Source organism: Ensifer sp. EB106-05-01-XG146 (assembly GCF_058791875.1).
The window spans coordinates 1,233,809-1,255,213 of the sequence record NZ_JBYTDX010000002.1 but is presented as its reverse complement, the minus strand read 5'-3'; the positions used below and the strand labels follow the sequence as shown (position 1 = coordinate 1,255,213).

The following is a 21,405-nucleotide window of genomic DNA, read 5'->3' as shown; positions in this document are numbered from 1 at the left end:
AGAGCGTGTGCGCCATCTACTCGCACGCACTCAAACGAATGAAGCCCCGCATGGGGATTGCGGGGCTTCATCCGTGGAAGGTCGTCAAACCATAAAAAACGCAATGCTTACAATAATGCTATGGTCGCACGGCAATGAAAAACACAACCATGGATTAGTCCTGTTGTGCAGCCACGGTTGCATCGTCGCAAATGTGCTGGTCGGGCACAATCCTACTCTGGGGTGAACCTGCATAATCATTTCGGCTAGGATTGCCGAGACGCGGGGGGAAGGGCTAGGTCCGCGTTTCAGGTCGGCCAACCTCGGACGTTTGACCCGGATCAGTGGGTAACGGCCTCATCCGGCGCCTTTGTCCACCCACGCCGCTGCGCCTCTTCGGCGATCTTGCGAAACACCCTATCCTCAGAGGCATTGGGGAAAAGAAGTGCCACGGCAAAGAGCAGTATATGCAAGTCTACGTCGTTTAATTCGGCAAGGTTTATCTCGTCGTCCATGTCAGGTCCTCCGTTGGACAGGAGGAGGCTGTGACGAGCCCCCACGGAAGAAAGGCGCTCAGATGCCCCAAAATGCCTGCGGCGACAGGTGCCAATGGAAGACCGCGAGCCTGCTCGCACCCAACAAAAAGAATTGGCCCCTCTGGGCCTTTTGGGGGGCCAATTCCTAAGCACCCCGGAGGGAAAATGGGAAACCCTCGGAGCAGTTCTATAAACCGCAACGGACGATTTGGGTTCCAACAGATAAGAAGAGCCGATCTTCGACGGCAAGGCAACGAGGCTCCCAACCTTGATCCGAAGGTACCCAAGATCACCAGTAGGCCTCAACGCGGACGTGTGCGAAAGGTTCCTCAGGTGGCTCCACATGGAACAAGAACCCACCTATTGCGCCAAAGCGAGAGCGACCAGCCAAGCTGCGAAGGCGACCAAAAGCCAGAGCCGAGGGCTCTTGTTCCGCTTCCGCCGGGCTCCTTCCCAATCGTAAGACACGAGCTTCCCTCTCTCGGCCACGCACAATGCCAGATTGTGGGTGGGTGGGGCAGGCGCTTTCCGTCAGGGGAGCAAAGCAGTCCCCGCCAAAAAGTATGGCCTCGCCGCGGAGAGCGAGGCCATTGGGGCACTGTCGTGGCTTTCAGATCCGGGCAGATCGTGAAGGCGTCATCCTGATCGGGGGACTCAGGGTTGCCACAGGCGAGAAACGCCGACGGCGCTATTGAGTTCCCGTCTTCGCAAAAAAAAGGCCCAAAGGTGCAACCAACGGGGCCGAGGAGTGTGCTGTGCGAAGAGGCCCGATCGGTATCCAACGACGAAAACCCCGCCCCAGGTCGCCCAAGGGCGGTGTTAAGCGAGAGTTGCCGGCTAGAAATTAAAGTAGACTGTCACGCCTTGCCGCCGCTGATAGTAGTCTCGATAGCCGTATCGGTAATGGTCACGATAGCCGTAATACCGGGAATAGCGGGGGTAGCACCTGTCGTAGTAGCCGCAGTGACGATGGGCGTATTTCCGTTTCCAGTGGCGATCCGCATGCTCATGGCGATGTTTGCGGTGCTTTACCTGATGGACATCGCCGGTCTGCCCCTGTTCCGGCTTCGGCACGAAGATTGGCGCGGCGTTTAGCGGTAGCGCGAAAGATGCCGCCAGGACGACGGCGCCAAGGGTGGATACGTTCAGTTTCATTTGACTCATCCTTTCTAGGCTCAGCTTGGCTCCATAAGCCTGAACCTGAGCTGAACCGCCCGGCCCGTCGCTTTCAGAGCCGCGCTCGGGGATCTCCGGCTTCAACGGCCTCGGCTTCTGAAACCGCTGGTGCTTAACCGGCAAGTGGCGGAGCAATTTCGATTCGGCAATGCAACCCGGACCTTTGCGTCAACACGTCGGACCTAAGTCTGGGACGTTGCCGCTCAAAGCAGCGGCCCCGTCCGGGAGAGCGGGTCCTGAGGTCGGCGCAGTGCCAACAGGCTCCGTTCCGGGGACTATCGATTGAGCTCGGCCTAGACGCGTGGGGGTAATGGATCATAGGCAACAGGCAACGTCCGGAGGCGCCGAAAAAATGGCCCCAGAGAGCAACCAATGGGGCCGAAGAAGTGTGCTGTGCCAAGAAGCCCGAGCAAGCGAAAGGATCACTCGGGCTCGTTCTAACACTATCACGTGCGGCGACTTATTCCGAGCCTTTTGGAGAATCCTACAAATTGCGCGATGCCCGAAAGCCTGATCTGATGGGGCATGACCACGAAGCTTTCAGACCTGAGGCTGAGAAACCCGAAGCTCCTTGGCGAGCTCAAACGGCGGGGATATGAGACCGTCGACGACATGAAGAACATCCCCACGACAGACGCGTTGCGGATGATGGGAATGGGCTCAAAATCGTGGCAGAAAATCTGTGATGCCTTGGGCAGAGACCCGGCGAAGACATGAGGCTCGAAAATGATGATCGATGCCGCGACCGGCGATGCTCGGAGGCTGATAGCCCATCGCCTAGCTTCTGCTAGATCGCTCGCGTGACGACTTCGGCCGCGACTGACACCAGCAAGGCCGCCAGCGCGACGGCCGTTCCCAATCGCGCCATCTTGATGCGGCGCCCGCGAGCGCCATTCCAATCATAGCCCATCACACATCCTCCAGCCGGCGTCACGCCTCGTCTGGATGGTAGCGCACATCGTCGAACAAACCCTTCACATCCCATCATCAAACTCCGAAGCCTCTCCCTGCGCCAGGAACTGCGCGAGGGCCGACAGCAATGCCTCCGCGCTGTACCGGTCCAGCAGCACCTCGATCATCGTATTCGTCGAAGTTGATAGCTCGAAGACCCCCAAAAGGGGATCGAGGGACGCGACAGAATAGTTGCCCAGAAATTCGGCTCTGATCGTTGTCCCGCCAAGCCCCATGGATACCCTCCTGCCGGCTACCTATCAGAATATAAGACAAGTCTAAAATAAGCTATTTTGCCCGACCGGGAAAGCGGCATACCCACCAAAGTCAGGAGAAAAGCGACGAGAGAAGTCGATCGACCTTTTCTTCAATTGCCTGGCAATCGTGTTCTTTATTTTCAATCACTGCCGCGCCGTAGTTTTCGATCAGGCTGGTTAGGGCTAGGAATTCACTCTCCGCGAGCTTCTTTCGATGATGAGGGAGCCGCATCATCAGGCGGGCGCGTCCGATCCGTTCGAAATCCACCGGCAGGTCCTCAGTTTTTCCGGGCGATTGGCAATCGCAATGGTTAGAGCATGGCGAAAGGGCTCTTGCACTTCAACTTTTCTTCAACACCGGATGAACCAGGAGGACGCAATGCGTCGTCACGGCTCAGGAGGTTGGCGACAGCTGGACAAGTATGACAGCAAAGTCGGCATGGTCCGGGAGACACTTCTCAGCGCCCGGCCTTTGCAGGCGATGAACGGCGGAGAGCAAGAGGGATTGCGGCGGTAGGTCGTTACCGAAGCGTCGTCAGGTGGCGTGCGTTCACCGCCGCCTCGAACGCTTGGAAGCTAGAACAAACGTGCACTGAACGACGCCCGCGCATCGCGCGGTCTTCATGCGGCGCCCGCGTGCACTCAATTTGCCAGATCAGTAATGAAAATGCTTGAAACCGCATCGGTCTTTGGCGCATCAATGCCGCGTCTGCGAAGTCGAACGCTCAACCGGGAAGCCCCGCCTTCTAAAGGGAAAGTTAGCTTGAAGTGCATTCTTGTTGCCTTGTTTCTCGTTTCAGCACTTACATCCTGTCAGGACGTGGTTCCTGGAGCGGGGCCGCTAACTGATGCTATCCTTTCAGACGCCGGCAAGTCACCTGAAGAGCTCCACCGCAATGACGCGACGGTCTATGAAGTTGTTGACGTCGATAATCGATCGGCCAGCCTAATTTCAGCCTATTCAAAGACGACGCTCTCAAGGCGCCTAGGTATGGGTGGAAGACCGGAAAGCGCGACTGTCGGGATAGGCGACCGCCTCTTGGTCTCCATATTTGAAGCTGGGGCCGAAGGCCTGTTCTCAACCTCTAAGTCGAAGGCAGCTAAGATACCTGTGGTCGTTCAACCGGATGGGAAAGCCGCAATCCCCTACGTCGGCGAGGTCAGGTTTGCGGGACTGACCCTGGAACAAGCGAGACGCGCGATCGTTGAGGCGCTCAAAGGCAAGGCCGTTGAGCCTGACGTCATTGTCACTTCGCTGGACACCGCATCGCGCAACGTCACGGTCACCGGCGCGGTCAACGCTGCTTCTGTAGTTCCGCTCAGCCTGGCAGGCGAGAAGCTCACTGACGTAATCACGAAAGCGGGAGGTGTACGCGGTGAGACCTATGACACGTTTGTCACTGTAACCCGAGGGAACAAATCTGGCACCGTCTTGATGAGCGCGCTCATCGACAATCCTATAGAAAACATCTGGGTTCAGTCCGGTGACGAGATAACCCTGGTTCGCGACCCTCGGCAGTTTACGGTTCTGGGCGCTGTTAAATCCAACAGGCGGCAGGCCTTTGGCTCTCGAGATCTCAGTCTCATCGAGGCGGTCGGCATGAGTAGGGGCGGTAACGATCTCGCGACAGACGCCGAAGGGTTCTTCGTATTCAGATATGAAGAAGCAGAGATAGCAGCATCCCTGCTCGGTAGATCTCGATATGACGCGATGCTTAAGAAGGGAATGCGGCCCGACAGCCATGGGAGAGTGCCGCTTGTCTACCGCTTAGACATGAGCCGTCCAGACAGCCTGTTGGTCGGACAAACGTTCCCGGTCAACAACCGCGACATCATCTATGTGTCGCGCCACTTGACGACGGACATCTCAAAGTTCTTTGGTATCGTAGGTCAGCCCCTGAGAGTGGCGAACACCGGCGCAGTCGCGATGCACCGTGCCGCGGATCTCGGCAACTAACAGTCCAAGCGGCCCTCGTCTTGGCGCGCAATTGCAATCGATTGGTTGCATTCCGCGAGGGAATGGCGCTGATTTTAGACGTCTGTAGAAATTGAATGCTCGGGCAGAAGACCCCGGATCACCTTGTGGGAATTCGGGGCCTTTTCTCCTCTTACGCGCCCGGATCTCACTAACTACTTCGCTGCTTGCGCAACAAAATTCGACTTTCGAACAGCGTTGGCGTTCCAGGAAAATAGCCTGGCCAATCAGCATGGTCGGATGGCGTTCCCCCCGCGCGAGGTGACGAGTTGCAAGGCTACATGCCTCTCTTGCTATTTCGTGGGGAATCATGATTCGCCTCGATTGATCACCAGTTGAGCGTGTGCTCTCGCTTTTCCGAATCGTGCGCTGAGACTTCGCCTTGCTCACAACTTGAGCGGTGACGGTCATCAGTAAGGCAGCTAGCACGATATCGCGCAATCTCCATGCGGCGCCCGCCACTCCAGACATAGCCCATCACGTTCCCCTAGCCGGCATAATGCCATGCCGGGGCAGTGGGCCGTTTTTCCTAGCGAAGAGGCAAATTTGAGCGGACGCACGCGCTGCTGCTACGCACCAAGCCAAATCGATAGGAACAGCATGGCGCCCTGAATGAGGAGGACGGCCAAGAAGGCTGCCAAAACGATCAAGCCAAGTTGCTGGTCGTATTTCCGTGTATCGCGCTGCTTCATGACAATCTCACGCTCGCTGGCGGCTGTGGCCAGGAGGTTTGAGATACGCGATGACATCGTGGGTTTCGAGAGGCTGTGGCCAAATGCCACGGCCCTGCAGCTCGTCGCAGGGCGATGCCTCTCGCCTCACGCTGCATTGATCTTGCCTGCAATTGAGCGGGGTCTTCTATTCTAAACAAAAGGGATCATCACATGGTTTGGAGGGATTTCTTCCCGGGGCCTCAAAGCGGCTTTGCAGATATGGCTCTACCCAAATTGGGTCGATATGGCTTGAGGTCGGCAAAGAAAAACGCGAGGGGAGCCTCGCGTTTTATGACCTTACGCCGCCGTGAGTTCCATTTCTCGTTTGGCGGCCGCAGGCGGCCTTTGCCAGCAACCAAGATCGGGTCAGTCAGTGAGCCTCAGCGAAGGCGTCGATCTGCTGAAGAACATTTATCAAGCGTCATCGTGAACTGGTCCTTAGGCGACACGCAAATCTGGTCCGCCAAGGGTGTTTAGTTACTCTCCATACCGGCTGCCGTCGTGGACTTTTGTAGAAGCCCGCTACGGCGCTTTTCTCGTAGCCTGTAGCTGTCGCCACGGATTGTGATGACGTGGCTGTGATGCAGCAACCGATCAAGGATAGCAGTTGCCACGACGGGGTCGCCGAACACTGTTCCCCATTCTCCGACACTGCGGTTGGAAGTGACGAGCATTGCACCCCGCTCGTAGCGCCTCGATACGAGCTGGAAAAATAAGTGGGCTGCATTGGGCTCGAGTGGAAGATAGCCAAGCTCGTCGATGATGAGCAGCTTGGGCTTGGCGAGAAACCCAAGTCGTTCTTCCAGGCGTCCTTCGCCATGTGCTCTCACGAGCGTTGCGACCAATGCCTGCGCCGTTGTGAACAACACCGTGTAGTTTTGACGGATGACCTCTCTTCCAAGCGCAATCGCGAGATGGGACTTCCCAACGCCAGGTGGACCGAGCAGCAGCAAGGCATCACCATTTGCCACCCAACGGGCGGTGGCGAGTTCTCGTATCTGTTGCGGATCGACACTGGGCTGCGCCTCGAAATCAAATCCCTCGAGATCTCGTGCATGCGGGAAATGCGCGATCTTCATCGCCATGATGATGCGTCTCTCGTCCTTCCTTGCAATCTCGCGTTCGCACAGGAATGCGAGCGTCTCGCGAATGGTGAGATCCGCGCGCGAGGCTTCGTCAAGAAGGTTGTCGAGCTGGTCGCGGATGGCGGTGAGCTTCAGCCGGCTCAGCCAGCCGATCAGCGTGTCGTGATCAACTGCCATCACCATTGCCCTCCGATCAACCGCTCATATTCCGACAGTGGGCGAAGAAGTTCGGGCAGCTTGGGAGCGGGCGGATCGGCCTGCGCGGCTTGCTTGACAGGCATGCCGAAGCCGCTGACGCCGACAAAATGGGCGGGATCCGTCAGGCGACGATGACGCCCGTGTGACTCGGCGTGGCTCGCGACAAGCTGACCAGCATGGAATACGCGGACCTGGCCACCGCTGATCGTCACCTCGACAATCTCGCCGATGAGCCGCCACGGGACTGAGTAGGCGTTGGTGTCGACCTCAACGGCGCAATCGGCGTGGACCTTGCGCAGCAGTTCTCGGATCTGACGAAATGGCGGCCTGCCATTTAGTGGGTGTAGCGTCATAGCTTCGTCGCGGACAAAGCGCTCAAGTGGTGGTTCGCCTGTCGTGCCATGGCATCGAAGATCGGCAACCGTGCGCATCCACCACGCAAGGTGCAGGTGAAGGCCTTCCATGCTGTCAAAGCTGTGTCCGGCAAGTGCGTTGTGCTTCACATACCCGACGCCTCGCTCGTCCTTGCCTTTGGTACGAGCCCGGTATGGTGCACATGCGCGAGGACGGAAGTCCCAATAGCGGGAGAAGGCATGCAGCCGATCGTTGAACACGACCTCGCGGGTCACCGCGTCGTGCCGTGTTACCAATGCCGCAGCATTATCGAGAAGGACCTCGCTTGTGACACCGCCAAAATGCCTGAAGGCTGCCTCCATCCCATCGAACCAGGCAGACTGACGGTCGTGGAGAAACGCCGTCGCGTATGTGCGACGCGAATAGCCAAGCCCCAGCTCCGCCGCGATCCGCCGCGTGCCCCACCCCAGCTTCTTGAGCCGCAGCATCGCAGTCACCTCGTCCGGTTCGAGCATCGCTTCTCTCCGCGCCAATCTCGCGGAGATCTTCGTACCTGTCTCAACGTCCATTAGTCCCTCCTAAGGTCTGAAAGGGGGACCAGTTTTAGGTGTCGCTACCGGAGGTGCGGACGAATTCTTGGACTAGCAGGAGATAGTTCATGTATTCGTACGAAGACCGCATGAGAGCCGTGCAGCTCTACATCAAGCTTGGTAGACGCGTGAAGGCCACGATCCGTCAGTTGGGCTATCCGACGAAGAATGCTCTCAAGCAATGGTGCCGCGAGTACGAACGCGGTCCCGGCTTGTCGGCAGGTTATGTTCGCACCAAACGACGGTATTCGGATGAGCAGAAGCGGATTGCCGTCGAGCACTATCTGAGCCACGGCCGTTGCATAGCATGGACCATCAAGGCGCTTGGCTACCCTTGCCGTGGAAAGCTCTCGGCTTGGATCGACGAATATGAACCCGATGGCAGGCGACGAGTTCTCAGCAGCAACGCAACCGCTATTACGAGATCGGAGCAACAGAAGCGAACGGCCGTGATCGATTTGTGCTCTCGGCGGGGGAGTGCCCGCTCGGTGGCTCAGAAGGTAGGCGTGAGCCGGCAGACGTTGTACGACTGGAAGAACCAGAAACTTGGTCGTGAGGTCCCTGCATCCATGACACGCCGTCGCGAATTACCACCGACAGCCAGCCGAGACGAACTCGAGCGTGAACTCGAGGCGCTACGTAGAGATGTGCAGCGCCTTCAACTCGAGCACGACCTGCTGAAGAAGGCTAACGAACTCCTAAAAAAAGATCTGGGCATCGACCTGCGGCTCCTGGCAAACCGGGAAAAGACCCTGCTGGTTGATGCCCTGAGACAGATCTATGCGTTACCAGAACTCCTCACGCGGCTTGAGTTCGCCCGCAGCTCCTATTTTTATCATCGCTCTCTGCTTGGCCTTGATGACCAATACGCCAAGCTTCGCCAAACCATTGTGTCTCTCTTCGAAGCCAATCGTAACTGTTACGGCTACAGACGCATTCATGCGGCCCTGACCAGGAGAGGAGAGCAGGTTTCCGAAAAGGTCGTCCGCCGCCTGATGAAGCAGGAGCAGCTCATCGTCGCCACCGTGAAGCGACGTCGGTACACGTCCTACCAAGGGGAACTAGACGCTGCACCCGAGAATTTGGTCAATCGTGATTTCCACGCTGCAAGGCCAAACGAGAAGTGGCTTACCGATATCACGGAGTTCCAGTTGCCGGCGGGGAAAGTGTATCTGTCGCCTATTATCGACTGCTTCGACGGGCTTGTTGTCAGTTGGTCCGTGAGCACACGTCCAGACGCAGAACTCGTGAACACCATGCTCGATGCCGCAATCGAAACGATCAGCGTTTCCGAGCGTCCAGTTGTGCACTCTGATCGCGGTGCCCATTATCGCTGGCCTGGCTGGCTGTCGCGCATGCACAATGCTCAGCTGGCCCGCTCTATGTCACGCAAAGGGTGCTCACCGGATAACTCAGCCTGCGAGGGCTTCTTTGGAAGGCTAAAAAACGAAATGTACTACCATCGCGACTGGATCAACACGACGCTTGACGACTTCATGCAGCAGGTGGACTCCTATATCCGGTGGTACAATCAGCATCGCATAAAAATCTCACTCGGTGGCCTTAGCCCCGCGGAATACCGCCGGAACCTCGGAATTGCAGCATAAGCAGTCCAAGAATTCGTCCGCACCTCCACCGGACCAGTTTTACATGTCGCCTGACAACATTTTCAGGTAAAGTGCCCTTTACGCGGACCGATTTCTTTCGCCTCAGTCTTATGCGCTACTAGAATCGCAACTCCCGCTATATTTCCAGGATCGGCCATCACGGCATCCAAAGATGAAAGTCGGGAGTAGCTTCCTCATCAGCGACTAGGCCGTTGATATGCAGCGCCAAGGCTTCCTCAGCCATGGCGCGCGCATTTTCCAAGCTGGTGCCTGCTCTTATGACACCTGGAAAGTCAGGAAAGGACACACCGAAATCGCTGTCGGCGTTAGTTGCGTCTGCTGCGAGTGGGCGTCGGCTACACCCCATAGGGTTACGCGATGGTGTCTCTTACCTCAATTTCGCTAGAAGACGTAAATCTTTGAAATATGATAACAATAGTTCTTTGGAGGGTGCCATGTTCTGCTTGCGTGGTGCCGCACTTGGGCTTTGTGCCGTGGTCCTTGGTCCGATGTCCCTGTTTGCCGCCGAACCGGTCGGCAAGGCAGTGGAGATCCGGACAGCGGTCAACGGTGCGCGGGGTGCGATTGCGGTCAGAGACCCTGTCTACAAGAACGAACGGATATCGACATCGAAGTCCGGGCTCGGGCAGTTTGTCTTCGAGGACGGCACCAAGCTTGCCGTCGGCTGGGGGTCTTCCGTCGTCATCGACAAGTTCGTCTATGACGACAAGAAGTCGGTGAAGAAGCTGACCATCATGGCCGCCAAGGGCACGTTCCGCTGGATCAGCGGCAAATCCGGCCATTCCGCCTATGAAATCGTCACGCCGGCCGGCACCATAGGGGTGCGCGGCACCGCCTTCGACTTCTTTGTCGGCCCGGATGGCACCACCGCGGTGGTGCTGCTCAGCGGCGCGGCGGATTTCTGCGGTCCAGGCGGCTGCCGGCAGCTGACGCAGCGCTGCGATTGCGTCATCGCCAAGCCTGGCCGGAGGGCCACCGAACCGAAACGGGTCAGCCGCACGACGTTGAAATCCCTGGGTAATGCCCAGGCGCTGCCGTTCCTCTCCGGAGGTCAGAGGTTGTCTGGTGCGCTGGGTTGGGCCGGGGGCGGCTGCGGATTAAGGGCGGCCAAGTTCGATGACACCGACCGCTCCAACCCTATGCGATCGGCCCCCGCCGTCCAGGAAAAGCCTCGCGAGGAAAAACCGCGAGAGGAAAAGCCACCAAGGGAAGAAAAGCCTGGCGATCCGGGCCCACGGCCAGAGAAGCCCCGCGATCCCGGACCTCGGCCTGAAAACCCGGGTGATCCCGGGCCACGCAACGACAACCCCGGCGACCCAGGACCGCGAAACGGCGATGGCGGCGACAAGCCGAGCCGAGATGAGGGAGCGCAACAGCGCGAAAGCCACGATTGAGAGCATTGTCTGGATGCTTTTAGGCATCTTGGCAGCCATAGCGGTATTGACCGGCATTCTGCACAACAAAGGCGTGGTGTCAGGCCGAACAGCCTCCATGCTTATCTGTGGCTTGAACCCGGCTACGTGCCTCGGCTGATGGATGTACCGTATCCCGAACTGCGACGCGCCTTATTCTTCAAGGTGAGCATTTTTGTGCTTGCCACATTGTCGACGGCGATCGTGCCCCAGGGACGATGGACCTTCTCAGCGTTCGAGCGGTTCGTCATTGCGGCGTTCGGGGTATTTCGTCCTCGCAGACACGTTTGTTGGTTGCGGTTAGAATGATTACGCGACCACAGGAATCCGGTTGGGCAAGCGCGACCACCGCTAACCGCTGTCTAAGCGTAGGGTGGTCGCTACCAGGCCTTATTGAGCCGGCGTCGTAGTTGAAGGTTGCGTCGTAGACGGCTGAGTAGTTGACGGTGTCGTTGTTGACGGCTCCGTAGTGGACGGAGTGGTCGTCGAAGGTTGGGTCGTTGACGGCTCAGCGGTTGCCGGTGCTGTCGTCGACGGGGTCGTTGTTGATGGCTGGGTTGTTGCCGGCTCAGTTGTCGATGGCGTGGTCGTCGACGGTTGAGATGTCGTCGGCTCAGTCGTCGTTGCTGGCGGCATTGCAGTTTCCGTAGGCGCTTCCTTCTTTGGCATTAGGACGACGACCAGGATGATCACCACCACGGCGAGAATTATTCCGAGGACGGTATTTCGGCTCATGTTTCACTCCTCTTGGATGGATCCGACTCGTGAATTGTATCACGACAACCAAAACCGGAGATGAACAGGCCAACTCGGTGCGCAGGTTGATGCACGAAAGCGGCGACTTCAGGTACGATTGCGAGATCTGGTGCCGGACCCCGGCGTAGCAGCGCTACGATACGCGAACCGAATTTGGCAACACGAGGAGAAGGACGGCGACGACTACCTCTATCGTGGCCGCACCGGCACGCAGTTGACGGGCAAGGACAACTATCGCCAGTTCCGCGGTTTGGTGTCGCGCCGCCTGCCCCGACTTCGTCACAGATTTGGATGGGGTCAACACTGACCTTTGGGAAGGCCTCGTCCGTTGTTCTATTGGGCCACCCGCGGGCTGAACCGCTGGGCCGATGAGGTCGACGGCGAGACCATCACGAAGGAGAGCAATGGCGGCAAGAATGGCCCTGCCGACCGCTTCGACGCCGGACGCCGATCTCGCTCGTTCTCGCGGCTATAACGCCGACAGCATCCGACAGTGCCAGGCTGACCAACGACTGGACGTCGACGGTGACCTCGGCCCGAAGACGCGATCCAACATTCACAAAGCTCTCGTCGCGCTCACGCCTGCGAGGCTGCAGGACGAGAGGTCAAGGTGGTACCGGTTGCCGAGGAGATGCCCCGTTCCTGTGATGCCTTTCAGTCTCGATGCACCGTGGTGGAAGTCGAAAGAGGTTAGTGTCCCGGTCATCAGCGGCGGTGCTTCGATCCTGACGGCGATCGGAGGCATCCCTTGGCAGAACCTGCTAATCATCATCATCATCGGACCCGTGGGCCTCGCAAGGCTTCCTCTTCTGCCGGAAGAACGCCGACCTGAAGTTTTGGCGAAGCAGGTTGAGGGGATAGCTTCATACCCAGCCGTCTTTCTTTGGCCGCTGCCGCTGCGGTCGGCGGCCCTGTCGTCTTCGCCATACAGGCGGTCCATGCCGTCTGGCTGGTGCCTCAAGTTGGCATCGGCGCCGACGAGTCATTCTGTCGGACCGCTCGGGTTTCAACCGGTGGGCCGCCGAGGGCGATGCAGAGACTTTCACGAAGAAGATTAACCGGCGGAAAGAGGCGCCTGCCCGACCGCTTCGATCAGTTGGCTCGGATCTCGCTCGTCCTTCAAGGCAAGCGCGCCGATAACGTCCTGCAGTTCCAAGTGGATCAGCGCCTCGACCTCGATGTGACGTGGTTCCGAAGACTTGACCGGATATGCGTGAGGCGCTCGTCGCGCTCACCTCCCGGCGAGGCGGCAAGGCCTGAAGTCAAAGTGGCGCCAGCGGTCGAGGGGAGCCCCCGGGCGTTTGGCTGCCTGGCCACGGGTTGTCGCACTATAAGATGCATCGGTGGAGGTGAGTTGCGTCGTTTTCACTTGGCAATCGACAGGGACACTCGCCACACCCGCTGCCGTTTCTTCGATTACTGCGTGGGAGATGCGCTTGCTATCATGCGCTTTGCCCTTGTGGTGACAAAGGGTTTCAATCGCCGGACTTCAGCCTACCGCTGATGTAGCGGAATTCCTGCGTCTCTCCGCCATAGCCATAGGCGGCAGCCGAAACTTCGTGGACGAGAACGTAACTCTCGTGGTGTACCCGTCCGAGCAATTGTTCAAAGCGCCCGAAGATGGCTTCGAGATAAGCAGCCATTTCCTGCTTGGTGTTGGTCCCGTCGACGACCTTGATGTCGAGCCAGAAGCTGTTGGTATCCTGCTCGGCAAGCGACTTTCCGCCAGCGAACCAGTGTTCCGGATCCGCATAAGTGACGACGATTGCTGTGATCGTCGGATCCTTGCGCAGGTGCGCTGCCGTCAATTCGCTGACAGAAGCGGCGATCCGTGACGAGAGTGCGGTGTCCGGCTTGCCGCTGACGGTGACGTTGATGATGGGCATTGGGTGGTTCCTTTCGGGTTTCCTGTTTCTTTGTGAGCCCAATTTGCCACTTCAATATGTTCTAGAAAATCGAATTGTTTCGCATGATAACTTCGATTATGTTGAAGTTATGCAGGCTTTTGATCCCGATCTCCTCCGTACCTTTCTTTCTTTCGCCGAGAGTGGCTCCCTTGCGAATGCGGCCACGACCGTTGGGCGGACTCCGTCGGCGGTGACTGCCCAGATGCAGCGCCTGGAAATGATGATCGGCGAGCCGCTGCTCGCGCCCTCAGGTCGAGGGCGGGTTTTGACGCCGGCCGGAGAGGAATTGGTTGTTCATGCACGCCGCATTCTCGAGGTACACCGTGATGCATGGCTAAGCCTAAAGGGGGCCAGTACCGATGGCCGTCTGGCGCTCGGCTGCACCCAGGATTTCGCCGACAGCAACTTGCCGGATCTCCTGCGCCGCTTCGGGCGCACCCACCCCCGCGTGCGGCTGGACTTGAGGGTCGGCCGATCCCGCGAACTGACGTCGGCCTACGATCAGGGGCTGATCGAAGTGCTGATCGTCATGCGGGAGGGGCCGACGCCCGACGAGATCACCATTTTGCGCGAACCGATGCTGTGGCTATCGGCGTCGGATGCTCCGTCCACGGCTGACAGCGAGTTGCCGATCGCGGTGCTGGATCTACCCTGCGGCTTTCGTGCGGCCGCGACGGCAGCCCTTGACGAGGCGGGTCGTCGTTATCGCATAGCGGCGACAAGCCCCAGCCTTTCCGGCCTGCGGGCAGCGGTGCGAAGCGGGATTGCCGTTACCGCGCGCACGGCGCGCTTCGTCGGAGAAGGGATCGAGGTCGCCCCCCCGGCACTTTCGCTGCCGGCATTGCCGAATGCGGAATTCAGCTTGCGGCTGAAGGCAAAAGCCGACAAGCCGGCGTCGAACCTCGCCACGCTGCTTGCCGAAGGCCTGGCGGCCGGTACCGAGCGGTGGTGAAGACGGTCACGCGGAAAGACTGCGGCGCGGCAGCGCCGATCTACAGGCATTCCGGTTCCAAGCACACAGCGCCAAGGCGAATCCCGAAACCAGCCGCTGCACCAGGAAGATTGTCTACGATGACGTTCACATCTGCGCGGTCATGCCGCCGTCCACCGTCAAGGTTATGCCATTGACGAAGCTGGCGGCAGGCGAGGCCAGAAACACGGCGGCCGGCGCGATCTCCTCCGGTCGGCCCCAGCGTTTCAAGGGAATTCGGATATCGACGAAGGCCTGCAGTGCCTGATCGGAGGCGAGTGCGGCATTGGTCTCGGTTGCAAACCAGCCGGGTGCAATCGCGTTGACCGTCAGTGTCGCCGATCCAAACTCCACCGCCAGCGAACGGGCGAGGGCGTCAAGACCGCCCTTGGCCGCGGTATAGGCTGGGTCGCCCGGCCGCGCCACGGAGGCGGCGATCGATGTGACGAAGATCAGCCGGGCGGACGAGGAGCGGCGGAAATAGGGAAGTGCTGCCCGCGCCATCGCATAGGCAGCCGTCAGGTCCGTGTTGACGAGGGTGGCAAAGGCGGCGGGATCCATGACTTCGGTCCCACGCCGGTCGCGCTCGCCAACGGCGTGAATGAGGATGTCGAGTTGGCCAGTCCTGCCGGCGGCGGCAGCGACGATCTTTTCCGCATCCGTCGAAACGTCGCCGGCCACGATGTCGAATGCGATGCCGTCGGAGGCAGCCTTGTGGCGCGCCATATCGAGGGCTGCTTCATTGCGGCCGTTGATCGCCACGGTAGCTCCGGCCCGCGCGAGTGCCTTTGCCATTTCAAAGCCGAGACCGCGGCCGCCACCCGTTACCAATGCCGTCATTCCGCTGAGGTCGAACATGTCGGTCTCCGATGCATTCCGCCAATTCCGGGCTGACGCCACACCAAATCCCGGCAGGAGAGCTTTAGCGCCTGTCGTTCCAGCCGCCAATGGCGCAAGCGCACAGGCCGCAGGGCCATCTGAAGCGGTCACCGTAAAGCGCTTGTTCCGTCCGGCTCGGCTGTCTAGTTCGTCGAGTGCAATCGCGCCCGATCCGGGCGCACAGGAAGAGAGAGGGTGGGAGATGACAGTGTCCAACGCCGTGCGCCGGTCGGCTAAAGCCGGTCTGAAACGGGACGACCTGTTTGTCTCTACTCTTTCTTCCAGCGGCAGGGATGGGATATCCCGCCGCAACAGGATTGCATTTTCATGTTTCTACTCGAACAAGTGGCCTATCCGGCTGCTCACACCGTCTTAAAATGCATTTCTTCCACCCACTTAGCCATTGATGCCGTACTCGACGGCATCGTAGAAGGTAAAGTCTGGGTCGATCGTCCGGTCGAACCGCGCGTCGCGGTGCTCGCAAATGGCGATGCCTACTATCTCGCGGGCCTGCTCGACGAGGCGGGCGATAGCTTTGCCGCCCTGAAGGAACTGATCCCTGACTGGGCCTATTTCTTCGTCGAAGACCGCTGGTCCGATCGTCTCGGCGATATCTGGTCTAATCGCTTCGCCCGGCCCCATCCGCGCGTCAGGATGGGCTTGCCGGGAGCAAGTCTTGGTCTTGCTGCGACGGTGTTGCCTGACGGCTTCCGTCTCGTGCCGATCGACCAGCGCCTGCTCGATCTGGAACCCGGCAATATCGAGACGGTAACCGATCTCATGGAAGGGTGAGCTTCTCCCGAACTCTTCCTGGAAAACGCCATCGGCTTCTGTGTGCTTTACGACGGATCCGTCGTCAGCCATTGCGCAACCGACAGCGTCAGCGGTACCCGTTGCGAAGTGGGTGTCGGGACCGAACCTGCCTATCGGCGCCTTGGGCTTGGCAAAGCGGCAGCGGCTGCGACGATTACCGAGTGCATGAAGCGCGGACGTCCCGATATCGAGTGGCATACGCACGCCTCGAACAAGGGTTCTGATCGCAATAGCCAAGGGTTGTGGCCTCATCGAACGCGACCGGCACGTGGCTATAGCGGTAACCTGCCGGCAGAGAACGTCGGCGATCTCGACCTCAACACTTGCCTGGAATGGGGCCTTCATCTGGAGAAGGCAAGCGATCACATCAACTGGAATCGCTTCCACGCAACCGGAGCCTGGATGCTTGCCGGCGACCGCACTCGGGCGCTTGCCAATCTCCGCCAGCTTGTTGATGGCGGTTGGGAAGGCGAGGCCGAGTGGCTCGAAGGCTACTGGGCCGTGCAGTCGCTCGTCGACGATCCCGAATTCAAGGCGATCGTGGCGAAGCAGCGCGCGATAAGAGAAGAGTAAGAAAAGAGGATCCGGCCGCGCCCTTGGGGCGCGGCCGGATCTCAAATTGGGCTGTTCCGCCCGCCTTCACGCGTCACTTCATCGTATAGACGTCGATAGTGAAGTACTTGTCGTTGATCTTCTTGTAGGTGCCGTCGGCGCGGATTTCGTCCAGCGCCTTGTTCAGCCGTTCGCGCAGGTCGTTGTCCTCCTGGCGCACAGCAATGCCGACACCTTCGCCGACGAATTTCTTGTCGGTGATCGGCTCGCCGATCAGTTCGCAACATGCCTTTCCGTCGGCATTCTTCGTCACCCAGTCGAGCAGCGGCAGCATGTCGCCAACCTGAAGGTCGAGGCGGCCATTGACCATGTCGAGGTTCGCCTCGTCCTGGGTCGGGTAGAGCTTGATCTCCGCATCGGGGTATGTGGCGGTGATGTATTCGGCCTGGGTCGTGCCTGACTGTGCGCCGATCACCTTGCCCTTGAGCGCCTCATTGGTGAACTCGGTAAAGCCTGCACCCTTCGGGGCCGCATGCGTCATGGCTGCGAGGTAGTAGGGATTGGTGAAGGCGACCTGCTTCTTGCGTTCCTCGGTGATGAACATCGAAGCGATGATCAGGTCGTATTTCTTGGCCACCAAACCGGGAATGATGCCGTCCCAGTCCTGGGCGACCACTTCGCATTCGACCTTCATGCGCTCGCAAAGTGCTAATCCGATGTCGACGTCGAAGCCTCCGATCTTGCCGGCCGGATCGATGAAGTTGAAGGGTGGGTAGGCGCCCTCCGTGCCGATCTTGATCTTCTCGGCGGCCTGGGCCGTGACCGCCGTTGTCGCCATGATGGCGAGCACTGCTGCTGCAATCCGCTTCTTCATTCGCGTTCCCCCTGTTGTGCATCATTCTTGATGCTTCCAGGGAAGACTAAGTCGCGCTCGCCTATAAGCGAAATAGATAGGCGCGATAATCGCTATTGTTTTCGTTGATTGCCGTGACCGCCCGGTCACTTGTAGCGACCGTGGCGCTGCAGTACCTCGACCTTGTAACCGTCCGGATCGACCAGGAAGAAGAAGCGCGCAAGCAGGGTGCCGTCGCGGTTGAATTCGACGATCTTGCCCGGGTTAAGGCCAGCGTCCGTCAACCGCTGGTGCTCGGCAGCGAGGTCGTCGACCGACAGCGCCAGATGGCCATAGCCGTCACCGAGCGCATAGGGCTCGGTCCGGTCCTTGTTGACCGTGAGCTCCAGTTCGAATTCGCTTTCTTCGTTGCTGAGATAGATCAGCACGAAGGTTTCGAACTCCAGCCGCTCGGCGATTTCGAGCCCGAAGGCCACACGATAGAAGTCGATCGATCGCTTCTCGTCGAGAACACGGATCATCGAATGGATCGCTTTGGCCACGGGCATCTCCTTCACGCTCTGATCTCGGCGGCGTAGCAGAGTGTCGCCGATGATGGAACCCCGCCGGGAGTGGAGGTCAGGCTTTTGCCTTTCGCTTCTTCAACTGCTGTTCGCGGAAGAAGATAAAGAGGCCCGAGGCGACGATCAATGCCGCGCCGATGAGCACGGTCGGACGCGGTGTGTCGCCGAAGAAGAACCAGCCGAATACGACCGCCCAAAAGAGCAGCGTATACTGCAGCGGGACGACGGTGGCGGCATCGGCGAGCTTCAGCGACCGATTGACGAGGATATGCGCGAGCATCGCGACGATGCCGAGCGCGCCAAGCTGCAGAAGCGCCTCGCCATCGACCGGTGCCCAGCCCGCGGGATTGGCGGCAACGCCGACGAGCGAGAAGATAAGCGCGCCGACGATCTGCCAGAAGACCAGCGTCGTGTCGGGCGTAGAGCGAAGCGTGCGACCGAGCATGAGGGCAAAGGCGAAGGCGGTGCTGCCGGCAAGCGCAATCAGGGCCGGAAGGCCGAGGCTTTCCTTGGAGGGTTCGAGCGCGATCAGGACCCCGGCAAAGCCGATGAGGATCGCCGTCCAGCGCCGCCAGCCGACCTTCTCGCCAAGCAGGAACGGCGAGGCCGCCGCCACATAGATCGGCGCTGCCAGCCAGTACGTCATGGTATCGGCAAGCGGCATGTAGGCGACCGCGAAATAAAAGGCCGAGGCGTCGATGGCAAAGAGCAGCGAGCGAAGGGCCTGGAGGCCGGGACGTTCGACCTGGAACATCGAGCGCAGGCCGCGCCTGAGAATGAAGGGCGACAGGAACAGAAGTGCCGCAACGCTTCGGATCACCATCAACTGGCTGACGGAGTAGGTCGCGACCAGCCACTTGCCCATGACGTCGTTCAGCGAAAACATCAGCATGCCGAGCAGCATGATGAGAACCCCGGTCCGGGCGGCGTTCGGGGCGGTTATGGGGGCGGAGATCACGGTCATGTCAGGGCCTTCAATAAGTTGCGCACGCCATGCCACATTCAGCGCGGCCGATCCATTGCCGTCTGTGTATGGAACCATAAGTTTTGCGAATGAATCGGTGACGACGCTGGGTGCGGCGGCCGAACCAAGACAGGGCTTGGCAACAACCGTTTGGCGATCCACCATCAAAGCGAGTGGCCGCCCCCTTGACGTTCCGCCCGACACTGCTAATTAGTCAAGCGTGCCCGCCGTCCAGACATCGGATCGCGGGTCGAACACTGGTGCCGGGCCCCTCTGGCGAGAGTTTTTACGGCGCTCTCGTGATGTCGGTACCGCCAGCAAATTAGCCGGCGGATTAGCTCTCATGAAAACTGATCTCATGCCTCACGCATGTGCCCCTTCGGCCGTGCGCATTTCTGTTTTGAAACCTCATCTTTTCACCGAATCCGGCGTCGTCCGCGCGAAGGAGGCACGTCGATGAACCAGCCTCAATCGCATTCGAGCGCGCTCGGCTATTTCACCTGGGCCTTCATCGTCACGGTGGTCGGCCTTGTGCTCGGCGCCTGGCTCGGCTGGCAGTCGACCGGCACCATCGGTGGCATGGCCTCCGTCTTCTTCATCTGCACCGTGCTTGCGGTGCTTGAAATCTCGCTGTCGTTCGATAACGCCATCGTCAATGCCAACAAGCTCAAGGACATGACGCCCGAGTGGCAGCATCGCTTTTTGACCTGGGGCATCATCATCGCCGTCTTCGGCATGCGTATTGTCTTTCCGCTCCTGATCGTCGTCATCGCGGCGAAGATCGGCCCGATCGAAGCGATCGTTCTGGCGGCAAGCAAGCCTGAGGAATATGCGCGCATCATGAACGACGCGCATCTGCCGATAGCGGCCTTCGGCGGCACCTTCCTGATGATGGTGGGCCTGACCTACTTCTTCGACCATGAAAAGGACGTGCACTGGATCAAGTGGATCGAAACCAAGATGGCGCGCTTTGCGACCATCAAGGGTATCGAGATTGCGTTCGTTCTCGCCCTCATTCTCAGCTTTTCGACGCTGCTCGAACCGGCAGAGGTCCACACATTCGTGTATTCGGCGATCTACGGCCTCTTGACGTTCCTCGTGGTTGAGGTGGTCGGCGGTCTGCTTGATGCCTCGCAGCAGACCATGAATGCGGCGGCAAAGGGCGGTTTCGGCGCCTTCCTCTACCTCGAAGTTCTCGATGCCAGCTTCTCGTTTGACGGCGTCATCGGCGCCTTTGCGTTGACGCAGAACCTCTTCGTCATTGCGATTGGCCTCGGCATCGGCGCCATGTATGTGCGCTCGATGACGATCATGCTGGTTGAGAAGGGAACGCTCAACGAGTATCGCTACCTGGAGCACGGCGCGTTCTACGCGATCCTGGTCCTCTCGGTGGTCATGTACTTTCAGACGCTGGTCCACATTCCGGAAGTCATCACCGGCCTTGGAGGTGCTGCGCTCATCGGTATCTCGCTCTGGTCGTCCATTCGCCACAATAGGCGCGAACGCGAAATGGAAGAGGTGCAAACGCGGGATTCGCAGGAGCAACTGCGAGCCTGATCGGATCTCTTGACTTGATAATGAGCCCGGCGGGCATGTCCGCCGGGCCTATTCTTTATCGAGAGCAACTTCTCGAGGGGGATCGGTGGTTTTGCTTTGAAATGGCAAAATGACGGCGGGCACAGGACCAAGAAAAGCGTCATCCAACAAAAAGGCCGGGTTAAACCCGACCTTTCGTGATCGCACCATGCCGATGCCAGTACATCCGTGGTCAACGGCAAAGGGTACCTGTGCTCTCAATTCAGCCGTCGATCGCAATTTAAGCAAATCGGAAATCCTGATCGCCGTCCCAGTGATGCCGCCTAATCCTGCCGTCTCCCCACGAAGGCCATCTGAAGCGGTGCGCGGGTTCTACGCCTGGCCGGCCCAAGGTTAAATTAAAGCACCGTAGATCAATCTGCCGGATCGAGCCCGTACAAAGCGTGCTGTGTCCTTCCAAGGTCAGCCTTGCGGCGGCTTATTTCCAACGCCGACTACCTTTGGCTGCCGCCGATGTCTCTTCCGTTGGCGAGGGCGCCGGCAACGGTAAGCGCCGTCTAAAACCCAGAGGCGGGATCATCAAGTGTGCTCATTCCCGCTTCCGAGATCACAAGTCCTAACCGCCCACCGATAGCCAGAAAAACCGCCCTGCGAACTGAGGTGTGTCCCAGTCGCCGAGGATGAAGGCCCGTGTTCGATCGACCCACGCCCATGAATGGGCGAAGCCATTGTGCGCGACAAGCGGCGCGTACACCGGT

19 protein-coding genes and 3 pseudogenes are annotated in these 21,405 nt (G+C 59.1%); 8 read left to right on the top strand and 14 right to left on the bottom strand.

All coding sequences use genetic code 11. The features are described 5' to 3' along the window. Positions 1 to 320 precede the first annotated feature (320 nt). Positions 321 to 494 (bottom strand): hypothetical protein, encoded by a 174-nt coding sequence (locus AC3WVQ_RS25905; RefSeq protein ID WP_162728862.1) that lies wholly within the window; start codon positions 492 to 494, stop codon positions 321 to 323. Positions 495 to 1,352: 858 nt separating this feature from the next. Beyond that, complete coding sequence (locus AC3WVQ_RS25900; RefSeq protein ID WP_492383197.1) at positions 1,353 to 1,775, bottom strand: hypothetical protein; 423 nt, start codon at positions 1,773 to 1,775, stop codon at positions 1,353 to 1,355. 441 nt (positions 1,776 to 2,216) lie between these two features. Here AC3WVQ_RS25900 and AC3WVQ_RS25895 point away from each other — a divergent pair, with 441 nt between their 5' ends. Further along, entirely contained in the window at positions 2,217 to 2,408 is a 192-nt protein-coding gene (locus tag AC3WVQ_RS25895) for a hypothetical protein (RefSeq protein WP_112976863.1), read from the top strand. 70 nt (positions 2,409 to 2,478) lie between these two features. Here AC3WVQ_RS25895 and AC3WVQ_RS25890 read toward each other — a convergent pair whose 3' ends face one another. The 3 genes from AC3WVQ_RS25890 to AC3WVQ_RS25880 form a co-directional block, all read right to left on the bottom strand. Further along, on the bottom strand, positions 2,479 to 2,601 hold the full coding sequence (locus tag AC3WVQ_RS25890; RefSeq protein ID WP_255381108.1) for a hypothetical protein: 123 nt from the start codon (positions 2,599 to 2,601) through the stop codon (positions 2,479 to 2,481). Positions 2,602 to 2,665: 64 nt separating this feature from the next. Beyond that, positions 2,666 to 2,878 carry a hypothetical protein gene (locus AC3WVQ_RS25885; protein ID WP_112976864.1) on the bottom strand — a complete coding sequence of 71 codons (213 nt, stop codon included), beginning with the start codon at positions 2,876 to 2,878 and terminating at the stop codon, positions 2,666 to 2,668. Positions 2,879 to 2,969: 91 nt separating this feature from the next. After that, complete coding sequence (locus tag AC3WVQ_RS25880; RefSeq protein WP_060529396.1) at positions 2,970 to 3,167, bottom strand: hypothetical protein; 198 nt, start codon at positions 3,165 to 3,167, stop codon at positions 2,970 to 2,972. A gap of 495 nt (positions 3,168 to 3,662) precedes the next feature. Here AC3WVQ_RS25880 and AC3WVQ_RS25875 point away from each other — a divergent pair, with 495 nt between their 5' ends. Further along, positions 3,663 to 4,856, top strand: a complete 1,194-nt coding sequence (locus tag AC3WVQ_RS25875) for a polysaccharide biosynthesis/export family protein (protein WP_112976870.1) — start codon at positions 3,663 to 3,665, stop codon at positions 4,854 to 4,856. Positions 4,857 to 5,443: 587 nt separating this feature from the next. On the opposite strand, the gene AC3WVQ_RS25870 is transcribed toward AC3WVQ_RS25875, so the two are convergent. From AC3WVQ_RS25870 to AC3WVQ_RS25860, 3 genes and pseudogenes are all read right to left on the bottom strand, one after another. Continuing rightward, entirely contained in the window at positions 5,444 to 5,566 is a 123-nt protein-coding gene (locus tag AC3WVQ_RS25870) for a hypothetical protein (RefSeq protein ID WP_255381107.1), read from the bottom strand. A gap of 494 nt (positions 5,567 to 6,060) precedes the next feature. Further along, positions 6,061 to 6,852 (bottom strand): IS21-like element helper ATPase IstB, encoded by a 792-nt coding sequence (istB, locus tag AC3WVQ_RS25865; RefSeq protein WP_089046329.1) that lies wholly within the window; start codon positions 6,850 to 6,852, stop codon positions 6,061 to 6,063. Continuing rightward, positions 6,849 to 7,655 (bottom strand): annotated as a pseudogene (locus AC3WVQ_RS25860) (Mu transposase domain-containing protein); the annotation flags it as partial. The pseudogene AC3WVQ_RS25860 and the gene istB, both read right to left, overlap by 4 nt. A 227-nt stretch (positions 7,656 to 7,882) precedes the next feature. Here AC3WVQ_RS25860 and AC3WVQ_RS25855 point away from each other — a divergent pair. Next, entirely contained in the window at positions 7,883 to 9,421 is a 1,539-nt protein-coding gene (locus tag AC3WVQ_RS25855; protein WP_457578758.1) for an IS3 family transposase, read from the top strand. 46 nt (positions 9,422 to 9,467) lie between these two features. Here AC3WVQ_RS25855 and AC3WVQ_RS25850 read toward each other — a convergent pair. After that, positions 9,468 to 9,788: pseudogene (locus AC3WVQ_RS25850) on the bottom strand (type II toxin-antitoxin system HicB family antitoxin); the annotation flags it as partial. Between the two features lie 88 nt (positions 9,789 to 9,876). Between AC3WVQ_RS25850 and AC3WVQ_RS25845 the strand changes: the two are divergent. After that, positions 9,877 to 10,836: a FecR family protein gene (locus AC3WVQ_RS25845; RefSeq protein WP_420844950.1), complete on the top strand. Its 960-nt coding sequence runs from the start codon at positions 9,877 to 9,879 to the stop codon at positions 10,834 to 10,836. Between the two features lie 2,249 nt (positions 10,837 to 13,085). On the opposite strand, the gene AC3WVQ_RS25840 is transcribed toward AC3WVQ_RS25845, so the two are convergent. Next, a complete protein-coding gene (locus AC3WVQ_RS25840) occupies positions 13,086 to 13,496 on the bottom strand; it encodes a tautomerase family protein (RefSeq protein ID WP_113079466.1) in 411 nt (136 codons plus the stop codon). Positions 13,497 to 13,605: 109 nt separating this feature from the next. Here AC3WVQ_RS25840 and AC3WVQ_RS25835 point away from each other — a divergent pair, with 109 nt between their 5' ends. Beyond that, a complete protein-coding gene (locus tag AC3WVQ_RS25835) occupies positions 13,606 to 14,469 on the top strand; it encodes a LysR substrate-binding domain-containing protein (RefSeq protein WP_492383311.1) in 864 nt (287 codons plus the stop codon). A gap of 126 nt (positions 14,470 to 14,595) precedes the next feature. On the opposite strand, the gene AC3WVQ_RS25830 is transcribed toward AC3WVQ_RS25835, so the two are convergent. Further along, entirely contained in the window at positions 14,596 to 15,345 is a 750-nt protein-coding gene (locus AC3WVQ_RS25830) for an SDR family oxidoreductase (protein ID WP_192357935.1), read from the bottom strand. Between the two features lie 348 nt (positions 15,346 to 15,693). Here AC3WVQ_RS25830 and AC3WVQ_RS25825 point away from each other — a divergent pair, with 348 nt between their 5' ends. Further along, positions 15,694 to 16,158 carry a GNAT family protein gene (locus AC3WVQ_RS25825; RefSeq protein WP_192357937.1) on the top strand — a complete coding sequence of 155 codons (465 nt, stop codon included), beginning with the start codon at positions 15,694 to 15,696 and terminating at the stop codon, positions 16,156 to 16,158. Positions 16,159 to 16,173: 15 nt separating this feature from the next. Then, a pseudogene (locus AC3WVQ_RS25820) lies at positions 16,174 to 16,752 on the top strand (GNAT family N-acetyltransferase); the annotation flags it as partial. Between the two features lie 73 nt (positions 16,753 to 16,825). On the opposite strand, the gene AC3WVQ_RS25815 reads toward AC3WVQ_RS25820, so the two are convergent. From AC3WVQ_RS25815 to AC3WVQ_RS25805, 3 genes are all read right to left on the bottom strand, one after another. After that, complete coding sequence (locus AC3WVQ_RS25815; protein ID WP_492383196.1) at positions 16,826 to 17,605, bottom strand: ABC transporter substrate-binding protein; 780 nt, start codon at positions 17,603 to 17,605, stop codon at positions 16,826 to 16,828. A 125-nt stretch (positions 17,606 to 17,730) separates the two neighbouring features. Then, positions 17,731 to 18,126 carry a VOC family protein gene (locus AC3WVQ_RS25810; RefSeq protein WP_492383195.1) on the bottom strand — a complete coding sequence of 132 codons (396 nt, stop codon included), beginning with the start codon at positions 18,124 to 18,126 and terminating at the stop codon, positions 17,731 to 17,733. Between the two features lie 76 nt (positions 18,127 to 18,202). After that, positions 18,203 to 19,111, bottom strand: a complete 909-nt coding sequence (locus AC3WVQ_RS25805; RefSeq protein WP_159415864.1) for a DMT family transporter — start codon at positions 19,109 to 19,111, stop codon at positions 18,203 to 18,205. Positions 19,112 to 19,567: 456 nt separating this feature from the next. Between AC3WVQ_RS25805 and AC3WVQ_RS25800 the strand changes: the two genes are divergently transcribed. Beyond that, complete coding sequence (locus AC3WVQ_RS25800; RefSeq protein WP_034800249.1) at positions 19,568 to 20,668, top strand: DUF475 domain-containing protein; 1,101 nt, start codon at positions 19,568 to 19,570, stop codon at positions 20,666 to 20,668. Positions 20,669 to 21,405: the final 737 nt, after the last annotated feature.